16 protein-coding genes are annotated in these 17,187 nt (G+C 72.0%); 6 read left to right on the plus strand and 10 right to left on the minus strand.

Features of this window, described 5'->3' with window-relative positions:
• Window positions 1-83 precede the first annotated feature (83 nt).
• From nhaA to ACFV3E_RS38020, 3 genes are all read right to left on the minus strand, one after another.
• Window positions 84-1,400 (minus strand): Na+/H+ antiporter NhaA, encoded by a 1,317-nt coding sequence (nhaA, locus tag ACFV3E_RS38010; RefSeq protein ID WP_500539762.1) that lies wholly within the window; start codon window positions 1,398-1,400, stop codon window positions 84-86.
• 176 nt (window positions 1,401-1,576) lie between these two features.
• Window positions 1,577-2,341 (minus strand): SDR family NAD(P)-dependent oxidoreductase, encoded by a 765-nt coding sequence (locus ACFV3E_RS38015; RefSeq protein ID WP_500539764.1) that lies wholly within the window; start codon window positions 2,339-2,341, stop codon window positions 1,577-1,579.
• A 201-nt stretch (window positions 2,342-2,542) separates the two neighbouring features.
• Window positions 2,543-3,841, minus strand: a complete 1,299-nt coding sequence (locus tag ACFV3E_RS38020; RefSeq protein WP_500539766.1) for an epoxide hydrolase family protein — start codon at window positions 3,839-3,841, stop codon at window positions 2,543-2,545.
• A gap of 564 nt (window positions 3,842-4,405) precedes the next feature.
• Between ACFV3E_RS38020 and ACFV3E_RS38025 the strand changes: the two genes are divergently transcribed.
• Together ACFV3E_RS38025 and gnd are read left to right on the plus strand one after the other, a co-directional pair.
• Window positions 4,406-4,831, plus strand: a complete 426-nt coding sequence (locus ACFV3E_RS38025) for a hypothetical protein (protein WP_500539768.1) — start codon at window positions 4,406-4,408, stop codon at window positions 4,829-4,831.
• Window positions 4,832-5,015: 184 nt separating this feature from the next.
• Window positions 5,016-6,458, plus strand: coding sequence for an NADP-dependent phosphogluconate dehydrogenase (gene gnd, locus ACFV3E_RS38030; protein ID WP_500539770.1), 1,443 nt, complete (start codon window positions 5,016-5,018; stop codon window positions 6,456-6,458).
• 38 nt (window positions 6,459-6,496) lie between these two features.
• Here gnd and ACFV3E_RS38035 read toward each other — a convergent pair whose 3' ends face one another.
• From ACFV3E_RS38035 to ACFV3E_RS38050, 4 genes are read right to left on the minus strand one after another with little or no spacing between them, the layout of a single operon-like run.
• Window positions 6,497-7,951 (minus strand): glycosyltransferase 87 family protein, encoded by a 1,455-nt coding sequence (locus ACFV3E_RS38035; RefSeq protein ID WP_500539772.1) that lies wholly within the window; start codon window positions 7,949-7,951, stop codon window positions 6,497-6,499.
• On the minus strand, window positions 7,948-8,799 hold the full coding sequence (locus tag ACFV3E_RS38040; RefSeq protein WP_500539774.1) for a class I SAM-dependent DNA methyltransferase: 852 nt from the start codon (window positions 8,797-8,799) through the stop codon (window positions 7,948-7,950). Before ACFV3E_RS38040 ends, ACFV3E_RS38035 begins: the two co-directional genes overlap by 4 nt.
• Complete coding sequence (locus ACFV3E_RS38045; protein ID WP_500539776.1) at window positions 8,796-9,452, minus strand: TIGR04282 family arsenosugar biosynthesis glycosyltransferase; 657 nt, start codon at window positions 9,450-9,452, stop codon at window positions 8,796-8,798. The genes ACFV3E_RS38040 and ACFV3E_RS38045 overlap by 4 nt, the downstream gene beginning before the upstream one ends.
• Window positions 9,449-10,177 carry a glycosyltransferase family 2 protein gene (locus ACFV3E_RS38050; RefSeq protein WP_500539778.1) on the minus strand — a complete coding sequence of 243 codons (729 nt, stop codon included), beginning with the start codon at window positions 10,175-10,177 and terminating at the stop codon, window positions 9,449-9,451. Before ACFV3E_RS38050 ends, ACFV3E_RS38045 begins: the two co-directional genes overlap by 4 nt.
• A gap of 114 nt (window positions 10,178-10,291) precedes the next feature.
• Between ACFV3E_RS38050 and ACFV3E_RS38055 the strand changes: the two genes are divergently transcribed.
• Together ACFV3E_RS38055 and ACFV3E_RS38060 are read left to right on the plus strand one after the other, a co-directional pair.
• Entirely contained in the window at window positions 10,292-11,011 is a 720-nt protein-coding gene (locus ACFV3E_RS38055; RefSeq protein WP_500539780.1) for a response regulator transcription factor, read from the plus strand.
• On the plus strand, window positions 11,001-12,113 hold the full coding sequence (locus tag ACFV3E_RS38060; RefSeq protein WP_500539782.1) for a sensor histidine kinase: 1,113 nt from the start codon (window positions 11,001-11,003) through the stop codon (window positions 12,111-12,113). Before ACFV3E_RS38055 ends, ACFV3E_RS38060 begins: the two co-directional genes overlap by 11 nt.
• Before the next feature lie 25 nt (window positions 12,114-12,138).
• Here the strand turns inward: ACFV3E_RS38060 and ACFV3E_RS38065 are convergent, their stop codons facing one another.
• The 3 genes from ACFV3E_RS38065 to ACFV3E_RS38075 are packed head-to-tail and all read right to left on the minus strand — an operon-like array spanning window position 12,139 to window position 14,808.
• Window positions 12,139-13,191, minus strand: a complete 1,053-nt coding sequence (locus tag ACFV3E_RS38065) for an NAD-dependent epimerase/dehydratase family protein (RefSeq protein WP_500539784.1) — start codon at window positions 13,189-13,191, stop codon at window positions 12,139-12,141.
• A gap of 52 nt (window positions 13,192-13,243) precedes the next feature.
• Window positions 13,244-13,675: a hypothetical protein gene (locus tag ACFV3E_RS38070; protein ID WP_500539786.1), complete on the minus strand. Its 432-nt coding sequence runs from the start codon at window positions 13,673-13,675 to the stop codon at window positions 13,244-13,246.
• Window positions 13,672-14,808 (minus strand): molybdopterin-dependent oxidoreductase, encoded by a 1,137-nt coding sequence (locus ACFV3E_RS38075; RefSeq protein ID WP_500539789.1) that lies wholly within the window; start codon window positions 14,806-14,808, stop codon window positions 13,672-13,674. Before ACFV3E_RS38075 ends, ACFV3E_RS38070 begins: the two co-directional genes overlap by 4 nt.
• Window positions 14,809-15,068: 260 nt before the next feature.
• On the opposite strand from ACFV3E_RS38075, the gene ACFV3E_RS38080 reads away from it, so the two are divergent.
• Together ACFV3E_RS38080 and ACFV3E_RS38085 are read left to right on the plus strand one after the other, a co-directional pair.
• Window positions 15,069-16,484: a molybdopterin-dependent oxidoreductase gene (locus ACFV3E_RS38080; protein WP_500539791.1), complete on the plus strand. Its 1,416-nt coding sequence runs from the start codon at window positions 15,069-15,071 to the stop codon at window positions 16,482-16,484.
• A 2-nt stretch (window positions 16,485-16,486) separates the two neighbouring features.
• Complete coding sequence (locus tag ACFV3E_RS38085) at window positions 16,487-16,987, plus strand: hypothetical protein (protein WP_500539841.1); 501 nt, start codon at window positions 16,487-16,489, stop codon at window positions 16,985-16,987.
• Window positions 16,988-17,187 lie beyond the last annotated feature (200 nt).

Genomic DNA, 17,187 nt, shown 5'->3' on the forward strand with positions numbered 1-17,187 from the left:
CCACACGGGATGAACCCTCTGCCAGCCTCGTCAGGACGGCGTCCGCATGCCAGCGGGAGTACGCCGCCCGGACGAATCCGCGATCAGTCCGCCTGTTCGGCCGTCGCCGGGCTCGCGCCGCCGCGCCGGTAGATGTCGGGGATGCCGTCCCCGTCGGCGTCGGCGTCCTCCTCGGCGCACAGCCGCCGGTACAGCCGGTTGCGGCGGTGCAGGAGCAGCGAGGCAAGGCAGGCCGAGATCACCGAGGCCACCAGGACCGCGGCTTTGACGTGCTCACCTTGCGCGGTCGCGGGGAAGGCGAGTTCGCCGATCAGCAGGGCGACGGTGAAGCCGATGCCACCCAGGGTGGCGAGGCCGAACACGTCGGCCCAGGCGAGGTCCGGATTCAACCGGGCCCGCGTGAAACGGGCGGCGAGGTAGGTTCCGGCGAAGATGCCGGCGATCTTGCCGAGCACCAGGCCCACGACGACGCCGAGCGGTTCGGGGCTGGTGAACACCTCCCCCAGGGCGCCCGCGGAGACGCCGACCCCGGCCGCGAACAGGGCGAACAGCGGGACGACGACACCGGCGGACAAGGGGTGCAGCAGGTAGCCGGTGCGCTCGGCGGGCGAGGTCACCTCGTCGTCATCGCGATTGGTCCGCAGGATCAGGCCCATGGCCACCCCGGCCACGGTGGCGTGCACGCCGCCGTTGTACATCAGCGCCCAGATCACCAGGCCGAGCGGCACGTACCACCACCAGCCGGTGATCCGCAGCCGCTGCAGTGTGTGGAACACCGCGAGCCCGGCCGCCGCGCCGAGCAGCGCCCAAAGGTTGAGGTCGGAGGTGAAGAACACCGCGATGACCAGGATCGCGCCCAGGTCGTCGACCACCGCGAGGGTGAGGAGGAACGCCCTCAGCGCAGCGGGGAGGTGGGTGGAGACGACGGCCAGGACCGCCAGCGCGAAGGCGATGTCGGTGGCCATGGGCACCGCCCAGCCGCTGGGGCTGCCGCCCCCGAGCGCCGCGACCACGGCGTACATCCCGGCGGGCACGACCATGCCGCACACGGCCGCGATGACCGGCAGCGCGGCGGTCGCCGGGGTGCGCAGTTCACCGACGACGAGTTCGCGTTTCAGCTCGATCCCGGCGACCAGGAAGAACACCGCCAGAAGTCCGTCCGCCGTCCAGTGCCCCACCGACAGGTCCAGCCCCAGGGCGGGGATGCCGCAGCGGAAGTCGCGTATCGCCTCGTACGCGCCGCTGAACGGACTGTTCGCCCACACCAGGGCCACCACCGCCGCGGCCAGCAGGACCAGGCCGCCGACCGTCTCCGTCCGCAGGGCGTGGGCGACGGCCCGCCGCTCAGGCCACGGGAGCACGCCGAGGAACGGGGGGCGGGAACGGGGGGCGGTGGCCATGGGTGGGAAACCTCCGGGGCGTCGACGAGAGCGGGCACGCAGCCCCTCACAACGCCGACCAGACTTCCCGGCACACCGGGCGCCTCTTCTTGACGCCTTACTGACACCCTAACGGCGGCACATCGGTGGCCCAACCGTTCCTGGTACCTCCCGCACCCGGTGCCCGCGTCGTGACGTCAGATGAGTTCCAGGCCGCCGTCGACGGTGATGACCTGCCCGGTGGCCTGGCGTCCGGCCGGCTCGGCCATGCGCAGGATCCAGTGGGCGATGTCCTCGACGTCCCCGATGCGGTGCGTGGGGATGCGGTCGCGCTCGTAGGCGTACATGTCGTTGATCGCCTCGGGGGTCAGGCCCGCGGCGACCATGACGTCGGTCCGGGTGGGGCCGGGAGCGACGGAGTTGACGCGGATGCCCTCCGCCGCGAGTTCGAGGGCCCAGCTGCGGGTCATCTGCTCCATCGCGGCCTTGGTGGCCGCGTAGTGGGATCCGCCGGACATGGGGCGGTGTCCGTAGGTGCTCGACACGTTGACGATGCTGCCGGAGGACTTGCGCAGATGGGGCAGGGCTTCGTGCGCCAGCATGCTCGGGGCCACCACGTTGAGGGCGAACAGGTCGACGATGACCTGCTTGTCCGCCTCGGCCAGGGGCATGACGGCCGTGGCACCGGCGTTGTTCACCAGCAGGTCGAGCCGTCCCCAGCGCGCCACGGCGGTGTTGACGACCTGAGCGGGCGCGCCGTCGTCGACGAGGTTCACGGACAGGGCCTCGATGTTCGGGTGGGCCTTGGCTGTTTCCTCGAGGGCGTCCATGCGGCGGCCGACACCGAGCACGTTCGCCCCGGCCTGCGCCAAAGCGTGTGCCGTCGCGCGGCCGATGCCGGACCCCGCGCCGGTGACGATGGCGACGTGACCGGAGAAGGGCAGGTGGGATGTGGTGATCACGGAATCTCCTTTGTTCGATGTTCGGCGAACTACGAACAAGGTACACACGTGTGAAACGCTTTGGTGGGAAAGGTGAGGCATGACACGCGCCGCAGGTCGCTCCCGCCGACCGCTACACGACGCCGCGCCCGTGCCCGTGCCGGAAAAGCGCAAGCGGCCCACCGCGTTCGACAGTGGGCCGCCTCTGGGCGCAGCAGGATGTCAGCGGAACAGCCGACCGAAATTGCGCACCTCCTCCGCGAAGATCTTCGGCTGCTCGAACGCCGCGAAGTGGCCGCCCCTGCTTGCCCGATTCCAGTAGACGAGGTTCGAGAACGCCTTCTCGGCCCATGCACGAGGCGGCGTGTAGAACTCCTTGGGGAACAGTGTCACACCCATCGGCACGTCGATCTTGACTGCATTCATGGTGATGTCCGAGTTCTCCCAGTAGAAGCGTGCGGCGGACTCCGCCGTATTCGTCAGCCAGTACAGAGTGATGTCGTCCAGCATCTCGTCCAGGGTGAGGACCGACTCGGGGTTCTTGTCACTGTCGGTCCAGACACCGAATTTCTCGTAGATCCAGGCGGCCTGCCCGACCGGGGAGTCCGCCAGGGAGTAGGACACGGTCTGGGGCCTGGTCATCATCTGGAGCTGATAGCCGATCTCGTTCTGCTGTTGTGCGTTCAGTTGATTCATCGCGACCCGCTCCTCCGGAGTGAGGCGCTTGGGGTCGAGATCAGGGGGAACGATCTGAGGGAAATTCAGGTGGATGCCCAGCAACCCCTTGGGACGCAGGACACCCAGCTGGACATTGACGGCAGCGCCCCAGTCCCCTCCCTGGGAGAGGTAGTGGTCGTAGCCAAGGCGAGGCATGATCTTCGCCCAGGCCTTCGCCGTCCTCACGCGCCCCCATCCCACAGCGTCCGGCTGATCGGAGAAGCCGAATCCCGGGAGGGACGGGGTGACCACATGGAATGCGTCACGCGCGGATCCACCGAACTCGGTCGGGTGGGTCAGGCGCCGGATCACCTTGCGGAATTCCAGGATCGAGCCCGGCCAGCCGTGCGTGAGCATGATGGGCATGGCGTCGCGGTGCGGTGACCTGGCATGCAGGAAGTGGATGCTCACACCGTCGATCACGGTGCGGTACTGCCCGAATCCGTTGAGCAGCGCCTCCACCCTCCGCCAGTCGTAGTGTCGCTGCCAGTGGTCCACGAGTCGCTTGACCCGCCACAGCGGAGCCCCCTGGGACCAGTCGTCCACGAGCTCTTCGGTCGGCCATCGAGTCATGGCCAGGCGCCGCCGCAGATCGTCCAGCATGCGCTCCGGCACGTGCAGCCTCATGGGCACGACCGCGCCGTCGCCTGGAGGCGGCGTGAACAAGCCCGCAGTCGTGGCGCCCGTTCCCGTGACGGCCTCGGCGACCCCGGACGTCATCGCCGCCGCGGCGGTTCCCGCGCCCAGCGCCCCCATGGCGTACAGCAACCGTCGACGGCTGAGATTGCTCGCTCGACTCGTCATGCGTTACTCACTCCAGTCAGTCTTCTCGATACCGCAGGACATGCCCGGCGCGGACCCAAGGGGAGTGCGGCGGCCCATTTCGCGCAGGAAAACGGCCACCCCTGCAAGGCGGTAGCCATGTTGCGTTGATTTCGTGCGGGCACAGTGTCACGCCGCTCAATGGCGGGTGAGGGCCCATTCGCGCACGACAACAAGCGGGACACAAAGCATGTTCGCCAGTCGTCGAACTTCGCTTGCGACCGTACACCGGCCTTTCGCCGGCCGGGGATGTCGTGAAGGTGGCATAGGTCACGGACTTTGTTCCAACGCATGGGCGACACGGTGTGCTCCGGCAATGAGAGCGCCGTCACGCCGATCACAACGTTCTGGGCGAAGCCGGTCATGTTAGGTTGTTCGGCATACGTCGAACGATCATTTCCCGGCGTACACGCAGGGCCGGATGCAGGTGTCGGCCAGAGTCCGAGTGAATCCTTGCCCTGCCATTTCGCGATGCCGCCGCAGGCCGGCCGTTGACCGGACTGACCGCCGGCGTACCTCAACACCCCCAGCAGAAGGAGAAAGACCATGAGCGCCATCACCACCGAGATGCAGGAGTTCATCTCCCGCGTCGTGCACGACGGCAGCAACTACCGCATGGACGCGATGGAGAAGCTCTACACCGACGACATGGCGATCCTCTTCCCGACCCGGGAGGGAGCTATCGCGGCAGCTCCCCGCAAGGAGGTCTTCGCGGAGTTCGCCGCCCGGGGACAGGCGGGTGAGACGCCCCTGTCCACCGAGTACAAGGTCCTGCACGCCGAGGACCAGGGCGAATACGCGACCGCGCTTCTCTACCGTCGCATGAGCGACACCGCCGCCCCCTTCCTCTACGAGCTGCGCCTGAAGCGGGGCGGTGCCTACGGCTGGCTCGTCGCCGGGGAGACGGTCACGCCGTGGCCCGACCCGGAGACCGCCGGCGCCTTCCTCCCGCCGCGACAGGCCGCCGCCTGACGTCACCGAAACGATAGGCCCCGGATTCGGTACCCGCGCCGTTGGGCGGGAGTGCGCGTGCACCAAAGGGTCCGCGTCATGGCCACCGCCGGCAGCCGGCCCGAGCCGGCGGTGGCCTGCCCGCCCAGAGACGACTTCGCGCGTCGCACCGCAGACAGCCCGTCAGAAACTCGAAGGACGACTCATGTTCCCCACCGCACAGATCGGCGTCACCGGCCTCGCAGTGATGGGCCGCAACCTCGCCCGCAATCTGGCCCGTCACGGCTACACCGTGGCCGTACACAACCGCACCTCAGCCCGGACCCGGGCCCTGGTCGACGGCTTCGGTCACGAGGGCACCTTCATCGCGGCGGACTCCGCCGAGGAGATGGTCGCCGCACTGCAACGCCCCCGGCGGCTGATCATCATGGTGCAGGCCGGCAAGCCCACCGACGACGTCATCGCCGAATACGCACCGCTGCTCGAGCCCGGTGACGTCATCGTCGACGGCGGCAACGCCCACTTCGCCGACACCCGCCGCCGCGAAGCCACCCTGCAAGAGCGCGGCATCCACTTCCTGGGCACCGGCATCTCCGGCGGCGAGGAAGGCGCCCTGAACGGCCCCAGCATCATGCCCGGCGGCTCACCGCAGGCCTACCGGCTCCTGGCCCCCGTCCTGACCGACATCGCAGCCACCACCCCCGACGGCACCCCAGCCGTTGCCCACCTCGGCCCCGACGGCGCCGGCCACTTCGTCAAAATGGTCCACAACGGCATCGAGTACGCCGACATGCAACTCATCGCCGAGGCCTACCACCTGCTGCGCCACACCACCGGATGGGAACCCGCTCGGATCGCCGACGTCTTCCGCCAGTGGAACACCGGCCGCCTGAACTCCTACCTCATCGAGATCACCGCCGACATCCTCGCCCACCACGACACCGACACCGGCCTCCCCTTCATCGACGTCATCGCCGACGCCGCCGAGCAGAAGGGGACCGGACGCTGGACCGTGCAGAGCGCCCTCGACCTCGGCATCCCCGTCTCCGGCATCGCCCAGGCCGTCTTCGCCCGCTCCCTGTCCGGCCACACCGCCCTACGCGCCACCGGCCCCACCCTGCCCGGCCCCACCCCCACCGTCCTCGGCGCACGCGACGCCGCCCGCTTCACCGACCAGGTCGAACAGGCCCTGTACGCCTCCAAGGTCATCTCCTACGCCCAGGGCCTCCACCAGATCCAGGCCGCGAGCCGCGCCTACGGCTGGAACACCGACCTCGCCACCGTCGCCTCAGTGTGGCGCGCCGGGTGCATCATCCGCGCCGCCTTCCTCGACCGCGTCCGCGACGCCTACACCACCGACCCCGCCCTGCCCAGCCTCCTCGCCGACCCCGGCTTCGCCAGGGAGGTCGGCGACGCCCAACTCCCCTGGCGCCTGGCCGTCGCCCACGCCACCCGCGACGGCCTCCCCGCCCCCGCCTTCGCCGCCGCCCTCGCCCACTACGACACCCTGCGCACCCCCCGCCTGCCCGCCGCCCTCACCCAGGCACAACGCGACTACTTCGGCGCCCACACCTACCACCGCACCGACCGCCCCGGCAGCCACCACACCCGCTGGGACACCGACCGCACCGAAGAAGCGGTCAGCTGACCGAGCGGGCAGTCGCACGCGCCCCGGGGCGAGGCACATCAGGTGCTCGGCCGACGCCTGTCCAGGAGTCGCTCTGCCGGGGCCGCGCGCAGGCAGGCCCCGCACGCGACGCACACGGCGGCCGTGCCGTAGGCCCACGCCTGGAGAGGGACGCCCGGCAGCAACCGGCCCCCGAGGTAGAGGACGGTGCCGGCGAGGGTGACGGCCAGCCACTCCCAGCGGCCGTCGAGCGCGACGAGGCCGACGACGAGCAGCGCGTACCAGGGGTAGTTGGGCGAGACCAGCAGCAGCGCCGTACCGGTCAGCAGCAGCGCCCCGCGCCAGGGGCGGGTCGGGTCGCCGCGCCACCATACGTACAGGGCCAGCAGTGCGAGCAGCACGAGGACGACCACTCCTGCGGCGGCGTCCGGGAGCAGCAGACGCAGCAGGGCGAAGCGGTGCACGTCACCGGGTTCGTATCCCTCCTCCTGCAGGTAGCCGGGCAGGTAGCCCAGGACGCCCGTGCCTGACGCGGCGACGTACGGCAGGTAGGCGAGCGCGACCACGGCGACCGCCGCCGACACCGTGCGCAGGATGCGGGCCGGACTGCGCTCCCCGGACAGTGCGCCGGGCAGCGTCAGGAGCGGCAGCAGTTTCACGGCGACGGCGGCGCCGAGCAGTCCTCCTCGGCGGGCGCCCGCGCCGGCGGTACCGAGGGCGAGCACGGTCAGCAGGACACCGAGGGTGTCGACGTGGGCGTTGTCGACCGCCTCGAAGGGGACGGCCGGGCACCACGCCCACAGAGCGGTGCGGGCCGGGGCCCCGTGCGGGTCGCCGCGCCGGCGCAGCACCGCGAGCAGTGCCACGGTGGTGGCGAACGCCACGACGGCGCCGCCTACTTGGAGCGGCTTGTGGCGGGTGCCGGGCGGAGACAGGACGTGGACGGTGACGAACCAGCCTTCGGCGACGGGCGGGTAGATGGTCGGGACGGTCGGGCGGTTGATGCGGGCGCACAGACCACTGCCCGTTCGGGTCAGTCCCCAGCCCCGGCAGGAACCCCTGGCGGGGAAAAGCCAGTCGTCGCGCAGCTTGGCGAGTTCCGCTGCGGCGGGGGGATGGGCGTAGGGGGAGATCCCCGCTGCCTGGACGCGGCCGTCCCAGGCGTAGCGGTACATGTCGGTGCTGGTGCGGGGTGGTGCGGCGAGTCCGGCCAGCGCCACGGCGGCCGCCCCGGCCAGGACCAGTGCGGTGGCGGCGCGTGCCGGCACCTTGCGAACGGCCCATGCCGAGGCGGCGAACAGCGTCCATGCGGCGGCGTATCCGGCCAACAGGCGGCCCGGTTCGTTCTGGCTGTCGCCCGCGCGGAGGGTGCCGATGACGACGACGGTCAGTGCGGCGAGGAGAACCGCGACGGCGACGGTGCGGGCACGGGCCGGTGCGCGGTTGACGGGCGCCTCGGTCGGACGGGACGGCGGCTGCGGCGACTGGTCCTGTGCGGCGGTCGTGTCGCTCATGGTCGTCCGGGCCCTCCGGTGGCCGTGGGGGGCTCGGCGCGATGGCCGGACCGCGGGCGGTGGAGTTCCACGAACGCGCGGCCTTCGGCGGTCCACCGGCCGGCCGGGATCCAGCCCGCGGCCTCGGCGGTGCGCAGCAGGACGGTGGTGCCGAGGCGGGCCCAGGGGAACGGGCGGCCGTACCGGCCGTGGCCGTCCTCGACCCGAACGGTCAGGCGCTCGTCCTCGTCGTGCGGCGCGGCCTCCGCCAGGAGGCGTCCACCCGGCGCAACCAGGGCGCGCAGGCGGGTGAGGAGGGCGAACGGGTCGCCGCCGATGCCGACGTTGCCGTCCATCAGCAGGACGCTGCCCCAACGCCCCTCCCCCGGCAGGCGGTCGAAGACGGACCGGCGCACGGCGGAACCCCCGTGTTGCCGGGTCCGGGCCACCGCGGCCGGGCTCACGTCCACGCCGAGTGCCCGCACGCCCCGGACGGCGAGGGCGGCGACCAGACGTCCCGGTCCGCAACCCACGTCGAGGACGGGGCCGGTGCAGCGGTTCAGGACGGCGGCGTCGGCGGCGTCGGGAGCGGCGCACCAGCGTTCGACGTCCAGCGGCAGCAGGTCTCCTTCCCCTCCGGCGCCGTCCGGTGGCGCCGGAGGGGCCGGTGGCGACAGGCGGCGCAGGAAGAGCGGGCCTCGACCCGTGCGCAGGGCGTGGGCGTAGGGGTCGTCCGTCCACGGTTCGCCTGGCTGCGCCTGTGCGGGGAGACCGGCGGGCCGGGCCACCGTCCGGGTGTTCCAGCCGGCCGCGGTCCGCGGCGTCCGCTCGGCGAGCGCGGGATCCGAACCGGCTGCCGTGCCGCTCACCGGCCCGTCTCCGCGAGCGAGTTCAGCGTGGTGGCGAAGCGTGAGCCGGGCGGGCAGCACGCGGCGACCGCGGCGGCGTCGGCGGCGGTGTCCACATCGCGCAGCACCGGCAGGTCGCCCACGCTGAGCCCCGCCTCGACGAGCCGGCGCCGCTGCGTCGCACCGGTGTGCTCGGTGGACATCGGAACGCCCCGTACGAGGGCTGCGGCGCGCCTCGGCTCGGCGAGTCCCAGCGCCCAGAAGCCGCCGTCCTCGGCCGGGCCGAACCAGGCGTCGTGGCCGTCGCGTCCGGCCTCCGTGAGGTGTTCCACGGTCAGTTGCGGGGTGTCCATGCCGACCAGGAGAGCCGGTCCGCGATCGCAGCGGGCGAAGGCTGCCGCGATCCGCTCGTCCAGGCCGCCGGTCTCCTGGCGCACGACGTCGAAGCCGGGCGGCAGCCAGGGCCCGGGAGCGCCGTCGAGAACGAGGACGCGACGCCGAGCGGGAGCCTTGAGCACCGTGTGCAGCGTGTCGGCGAGGGCGGCCTCCGCGAGGGTGGCCGCCTCCAGGGGCGTGTAGGGCGGGGTGAGCCGTGTCTTGACCCGCCCCGGCACGGGTTCCTTGGCGATGACCAGCAGCGTGGCCGGGCTCCCGGCCGGGTGGCGGGGGCTCATCGTCCGGTTCCCCGGGCGGTCGCCGCGGGCGCCGGGTCGGCGGCGGGGGGTTCGGCGAGGACCGAACGCATGTCCCGTACCGCGTGCCAGGTACCGCGCCAGGTGCCGGTGACCTTGGAGCGGCCCGTGCGCAGGTGGTACGGCACATCCGTCTCCTCCACCCGCCAGCCCGCGTCGGCGGCGCGGACCACCATCTGCAACGGGTAGCCGGACCGACGGTCGGTCAGGCCCAGGGCGAGCAGGGGCTCGCGGCGGGCGGCGCGCATCGGTCCGAGGTCGTGGAGGCGCAGGCCGGTGCGCCGGCGGACCAGTCGGGCCAGCTCCAGGTTGGCCAGCCGGGCGTGCAGGGGCCAGGCGCCGCGCGTGACGGGCCTGCGCCGGCCGAGGGCGAGGTCGGCCACGCCGTCCAGGACGGGTCCGGCGAGGGCGGGCAGCAGCGCGGGGTCGAGGGAGGCGTCGCAGTCGCAGAAGCAGACGACGTCGGCCGTCGCGGCGGTGAGCCCCGCGTGGCAGGCGGCACCGAAACCACGCCGCGGTTCATGGACCACGTGCGCCCCGAGGGCGCGGGCGATGTCCGCCGAGCCGTCGGTGGACCCGTTGTCGACGACGATCGCGCGCCAGCCGGAAGGGACGCGTTCCAGCACCCACGGCAGGGCCTCGGCCTCGTCGAGGCAGGGCAGCACCACGTCCACCGGGGCGGAAGGAGAAGGGGTTGTCTCGATCACCCCACTCACCCTACGGAGACAAAAGGCCCAAAAGGGATATGGCCACCTTACAGATCCCTGACGTCCGCCCCCGCTCCCACCGTCGGCCGAAGGCCGGGTGCCACACTCGGTGACGTGAAACACGTACTCGTCGTGGACGACGACGCCACCGTCTCCGAAGTCGTCGTCGGCTACCTGAACCGGGCCGGCTTCGACGTCGACGTGGCCGTCGACGGACCCGCCGCCGTGGCCCTGGCCGCCGTCCGGGCCCCTGACCTGGTCGTCCTGGACCTGATGCTTCCCGGAATGGACGGTCTCGAGGTCTGCCGCCGCATCCGCGACAACGGGCCGATCCCCGTGATCATGCTGACGGCGCGCGGCGACGAGGAGGACCGCATCCTCGGCCTGGAGGTCGGGGCGGACGACTACGTCACCAAGCCCTTCAGCCCCCGCGAACTCGTGCTCAGGGTGGAGTCGGTGCTGCGCCGTACGGGAGACCAGGCCACCCGGGCAGCCCCGGCCGGATCCGGGCTGCGGGCCGGCGCCCTCGCCCTGGACCCCGGCGCTCGCCGTGTCACGCGGCACGGCTCCGAACTCGCCCTGACGATCCGCGAGTTCGATCTGCTGGAGTTCTTCCTGCGCAATCCCGGGCGGGCCGCCGGCCGGGAGGAGTTGATGCGCCGGGTGTGGGGCTGGGAGTTCGGCGACCTGTCGACGGTCACCGTCCACGTCCGGCGGCTGCGCGAGAAGGTCGAGGACGACCCGGCACACCCTCGCCTGATCAGCACCGTGTGGGGCGTGGGTTACCGGTTCGACCCTCCGACCCCGGACGAGGGAGCCCCCGATGGTGCATGACACCCTCCTCATCGTGGCCTACGCGGCCATCGGTGCGGCCTGTGCCGGCCTGCTCGGCACGGGTGTTCTGCGGCTGCTGCGCAACCGCTCGGTCGCGGTGTCCCTGGCGGTGGTCGCCGCCGTCACGGTCGCGGCGATGCTCGGCGGAACCATGCTGGTGTCCTGGGCCATGTTCCTGTCCGACCACGACCTGTGGGTCGTGACCATGGTCTGCTCCATCGCCGCGGTCGTCTCACTCGCGGTGGCGCTCGCGCTCGGCCGCGGCGTGGTCCGCGGCAGCCGGGCCCTCGCCGAGGCCACCCGCGCCCTCGGCGACGGTGGCGGTTTCACTGCGCCCGCCGCCGCACCCACCGCCGAACTCGCCGAACTAGGTCGTGAACTGGCCGCCACCAGCGCCAAGCTCGCCGCGTCCAGGGAGCGGGAGAGGGCCCTGGAGGAATCCCGCCGCGAACTGGTCGCATGGATCTCCCACGACCTGCGCACCCCGCTCGCCGGACTGCAGGCCATGACCGAGGCCCTGGAGGACGGCATGGTCGACGACCCGAGCCTGTACCACGCCCGCATCCGCGCGGAGGTCGAGCGCATGAGCGGTATGGTCGGCGACCTCTTCGAGCTCTCCCGAATCCAGGCCGGCGTCCTCGCCCTGAACACCACCCGCATGTCGGTCTACGACCTCGTCGGCGACGCGCTCGCGGGCACGGCCACCCTCGCGAAGCAGCACGGTGTGCGGATCGTCGGGGACGGGGTCGAGCGGGTCCCGGTCGAGGTCGATGGACGCGAGATGTCCCGTGTACTGGCCAACCTGCTCGTCAACGCCATCCACCGGACTCCGGCCGACGGCACGATCGCGGTCTCCGCCCGCCGGGAGGCGAACAGCGTCGTCGTGTCGGTGACGGACGGCTGCGGCGGCATCCCCGCGGAGGACCTGCCCCGTGTCTTCGACACCGGCTGGCGCGGCACCGACGCACGGACCCCGCCCGCCGGAGCGGGTCTGGGCCTGGCGATCGTCCGGGGGATCGTGGAGGCCCACAAGGGCCGGGCGGCGGTGCGCAACGTCCCCGGCGGTTGCCGCTTCGAGGTCCGGCTGCCCGCCGCGGCCTGAGGCGACCGGCGGCCGGGCTGACAGGTCAGCCGCTTCGCAGCGGGGCCGTCGCGAACTCCGCCATCCCATCCGCGAAGGCCACCCGGGGCTTCCAGCCCAGTTCTTCACGCAGCCTGCGCGAGGAGGCGGTGATGTGGCGGACGTCGCCGAGCCGGTACTCGCCCGTGACCACCGGCACCCGCGTACCGTGCGCCCCGGCCAGGGCAGCGGCCATCTCCCCCACCGTGTGGGGCTCACCGCTACCGACGTTGTACGGCCTCGCGGTCCCCTCCGGCAGACCGGGCAGTCCGTCCAGGGCCGCGAGGTTGGCCCCGGCCACGTCCCGTACGTGGACGAAGTCACGACGCTGGCCACCGTCCTCGAACACACGTGGCGCCTCACCGCGCTCCAGCGCGGACCGGAACAGCGACGCGACCCCGGCGTACGGGGTGTCCCGCGGCATCCCCGGCCCGTACACGTTGTGGTACCGCAACGCGATCACCCGTCCGCCCACCGCGCGCGCCCAGGCGGAGGCGAGGTGCTCCTGCGTCAGCTTCGTGGCGGCGTACACGTTGCGCGGGTCGAGCGGGGCGTCCTCGTCCACCAGCCCGGACGCCAGCGGTTCGCCGCACTTCGGACAGGGTGGTTCGAAGCGTCCCGCCCGCAAGTCGGCCACCTCGCGCGGTCCCGGACCCACGACACCGTGCGACGGGCACTCGTACCGTCCCTCGCCGTAGACCACCATCGAACTCGCGAGCAGCAAAGACCTCACTCCCGCCCCGGCCATGCCGGCCAGGAGCACCGCGGTGCCCAGATCGTTGCAGCCCACGTAGGCGGGTGCGTCGGCGAAGTCCTTGCCGAGGCCGACCATCGCCGCCTGATGGCAGACGGCATCGACACCCCGCAGGGCCTCCGACACCGCCGCCGCGTCACGGACGTCCGCGTGCCTCCAGTCCACCCCGTCGGGGACCGGCGGGGGCGTACGGTGCGCGGCGGGCAGCAGGGCGTCGAGCACGCGCACCTCGTGCCCGGAGCCGGTGAAGACGCTGACGACGTGCGAGCCGATGAAGCCCGCACCTCCGGTGACCAGGATCAACATGTGCCGACCGTACGGCCACCGACCCCGTCGGGGACCGTACGGCGCCGACACGTCAGCGGTTCGTAAGCCTTCCCACCGCGCGCCGTGGCCGACGGCCACGGGAGACACCCCGCGCAACCAGCACGAGGGCCGTGACCACCGTCACCGCCGCCAGCGTGAGCAGCCAGTTGCGCGGGTAGTCCAGCGGCAGGACCGAGGAGTTGGCCGGCTTCCCCGGGCGCAGCGCCACCGGCAGGGCGACCGCCGTCACAGCGCCCGCGACGAGCAGTGCCCCGCGGAGGGGGCCGCGCCCGCCCCCACGGACCAGCACCGAGCCGATGAGCAGCACCAGTGGCGCGATGAGCACGTCGTGCAGCACCACCGCGCCGCCGAGCCAGATCAGAACGCCCGTCAGGTCGCCCATACCCAGCAGCTGGTAGGCGCCCACTCCCGCCAGCACCAGACCGGCCGCGCCCGTGAGCCGCCGCGTCACGCCCACCTTCATGACACCACCTCCAGTCGGCCGACCCATTTGGTCTGCAGCACACCGGGCCGGTTCGGGGCGATGAGACGCGCCGGGTAGCCGTGGTCGGGGCTGAGTTCCTCGCCGTTGAGGCGCAGGGCGAGCAGGGTCAGCGGGTCGCGGGCGTACTCGTGCCCCATCTCGGAGACCCGGTAGCCGCCCCGCGTCTGCAGGGACACCACCCGCACCCGGGCGTGGGGTGGAGCCTCCACGAGGTCCAGGAGGTCCATGACCCGCACCCCCGTCCAGTGCGCCGTCTTGCTCCAGCCCTCCACACAGGCGATCGGCAACTCCGCCTCGTACTGCGGGAGGTCCCTCAGCTCATCCAGTGTCAGCGTGCGCGGCCGCGGCCCGGCAACCATCAGCCGATAGCGGCCGGCCACGATCAGCCCGACTCCGGCCGCGGCAGCGGTGCGGTTGACCGGCAGGCCGTTCGGCCCGTGGTCCGGATGGCGCGGAGCCAGCAGGATGAGGCCCTTGAGCGGGGTGAAGGACTGTCCCACCGTGGTCACGGTGACCACGCCGACCGCCGCCGCCACGGCAGTGAGCAGCGAGCGCCGGTCGGCCCCGTCCTCCTGGGGCAGCGCCAGGGTTCCCCGCGACCGCCACGTCCAGTGGGCGCGGATCTCCGGGGCCTTGACCGCGACGTGCAGCACGAGCGATCCGGTGAGCAGCCAGGCCACGGCGTAGTGCACCGGCACGAACGAGAACGGCCACGGATACCACTGCGCGGTGTTCAGCAGGCCGGTGGCGACTTCGAACACGGCCGCCGCCACCAGCGCCGCCACCGACAGCCGCTCCAGCGCGTGCCGCACCGACCGCACCGGCGGCCAGGAGAACAGCCGCGGGTAGACCGTCCACAACTTCGCCAGCAACAGCGGAACCGCCGCGACACCCGAGGCGACGTGCAGCCCCTGCGTCAGCCGGTACCCCCACACCGGGCGGGTCGGCAGACCACCGGCCGACCACGTGGGCGGATGCTGCAGCACGTGGCTGATCAGGCCGGTGACGAAGCACACCGTGAAGGCGAGTCCGAGCCACCGTCCGATCGAGGTCGCCGTGCGGGGATCATGGAGCCTGCCGGTGAACACCGGCGGAAACAAGCGCGATCTCATGCCTCCCATCACAGCCGCCGCAAGGCCGCCGCGGAACGCCCCGACCCCTTACGGAACAGGGACATCCACTCCCGGTTGCCGGGCCCCGCCGACGCGAGGCGCCCCGACGCTCACCTGCGCCGTGGGCACGCCTCTTCGGCTGGTATTTCACGGTCCCCGGTGGTGGCGGGACGACAGACGGCCGAGGTCAGGCTATGTGTGGGTGCGAGATCACGGCCGTTGCCCCCCCGGCACGCGCCCTGGCAGCGGAGGGTCAGTCGATGCGCGACCACGATCAGCCGTCACCGTCCGGCTCGGGCGCACCTCAAGGTCGTCCCAAGGAGCGCCAGGCACCTCCACGACGGCCGCTGAGGGAGTTCACCGCATCGGCGGTCGAACGCGCGAGGGACGTCGCACGGCGCGTGGCGGCGGCCGCCGGACCTCCGGGTCCCTTCCGTCCGGAATTCTGGCGCAGCCCGATCCGGGGGCCGTGGCTGACCTCGGTCTTCGGTCTGGTGCTGCTGTTCGGCATCCCGGTGGTGTTCGTGACCGGCGCGCTCTCCTACGCCGCGTACAACCCGGATCTGGGCCCGCTCAACGACCAGACCCCGGACAAGGGACTGCTGGGCTTCTACCTCTTCGACTGGCCCACCCACCCCTACTGGCTCTACCGGCTGACCCAGGGCGTTCACGTGACGCTCGGCGTCGCTCTCGTGCCGGTCGTGCTGGCCAAGTTGTGGTCGGTCATCCCCAAGCTCTTCGCATGGCCGCCGCTGCGATCGGTCGCCCAGGCGCTCGAACGGCTGTCGCTGCTCCTCTTGGTGGGCGGCGTCATCTTCGAGTTCGTGACCGGGATCTTCAACGTCCAGTTGTTCTACGTCTTCCCCGGCTCCTTCTACACCCTGCACTTCTACGGCGCCTGGGTGTTCATCGCCGCGTTCGCCGTCCACGTGAGCCTGAGGCTCCGCCGGATGACGCGCGCCCTGCGCAGTCGCGATCCCCTCCGGGAACTGCGCATCGGCGTCGCCGGCACCCGGCCCGAACCTCCCGATGCCGACGGCCTGGTGCCGGTCGCACCGGTCGCCGCCACCATGAGCCGGCGGGGCGCCGTGGGAATGGTCGGCGCCGGATCGCTCCTGCTGCTGGCGGTCACGGCAGGGCAGAGCACCGGCGGCCGGCTGCGCGGCACGGCGCTGCTCGCCCCGCACGATCGGGACCCGGGCAGCGGACCCAACGCCTTCCAGATCAACAAGACGGCCGCGTCCGTCGGCGTGACCCCGGAGCTCGTCGGCCCCTCCTGGCGGCTCGAGGTGCACGGCGTCGGACGGCCCCTGGTCCTCTCCCGCGAGCAGTTGGGCGCGATGCCACGGCACAGCGCGGCCCTGCCGATCGCCTGCGTGGAGGGCTGGTCCACCACCGACCAGCGCTGGGAGGGCCTGCGGCTCGCCGACCTCGCGGCGTTGAGCGGTCTGCCCGGCGCCGGGAGCGTGCTGGTCGAGTCCGTCCAGCCCTCGGGACCGTACCGCTCGGTGATGCTCCGCGGGAACCAGATCCACGACCCGAGGGCCCTGCTCGCCCTGCGGGTCAACGGAGCGGACCTGTCCATGGACCACGGCTACCCGGCGCGCGTCATCGTGCCGGCCAACCCCGGGGTCAACAACACCAAGTGGGTGCACCGACTCACCTTCCGGACCTGACCATGGCCCGCTGCCTGCGCTGGTACGGCGCCACCCCCCTGCACCTGCTCGTCCTGCTCTGCTCCCTGGCCGTCACCGGCTACGCCTGCCTACGCCTGTTCACCGGCCGGCCCGTCGAGGTCGCGATCTGGCTGGTGGGTGCGGCGGTCCTGCACGACCTGATCCTGCTGCCGCTGTACTCCCTCGCCGACCTCTCGGCCCGCTCGGTACTGCGGCACCGTGCCCGGGTCATGCCGGCACGGGCGTGGATCAACCACCTCCGCGTGCCCGCCTTCCTGTCCGGCGTACTCCTCCTGGTCTGGTTCCCCCTGATCCTCCGCCTGCCCGCCCCCTACCCGGGCGCCACAGGACTCACCGACGCCGTCTACCTCGGCCGGTGGCTGGCCGTCACCGCCGTCCTGTTCGGCGTTTCGGCCCTGCTCCTCGCCCTCCGGCTGCGCAGGATGCGGCGATCACGGGGCAAGCAGCGACGGCGCCCACGGAGGGACGCGCCGGACCCGTGACCCCTCTGGGCTTGGGGGCTCAGAAGCCATTGCGCCGCCAACCGGGTTCGTCCCCACCGCCGGCGGCGAGAGCCGCGCCCACGCGGGTGCCGTCTACGCCACTCGGACCCAGACCGGCGCCCCGCCGTGCAGGCGGAAGGGACACAATTGCATGCCTTTGCACCAAATGGGTATCCGAGGCGAGAACGGGCCGGTACATC

This window comes from Streptomyces sp. NPDC059718 (genome assembly GCF_042733315.1).
In the GTDB taxonomy this organism is placed as follows: Bacteria; Actinomycetota; Actinomycetes; order Streptomycetales; family Streptomycetaceae; genus Actinacidiphila.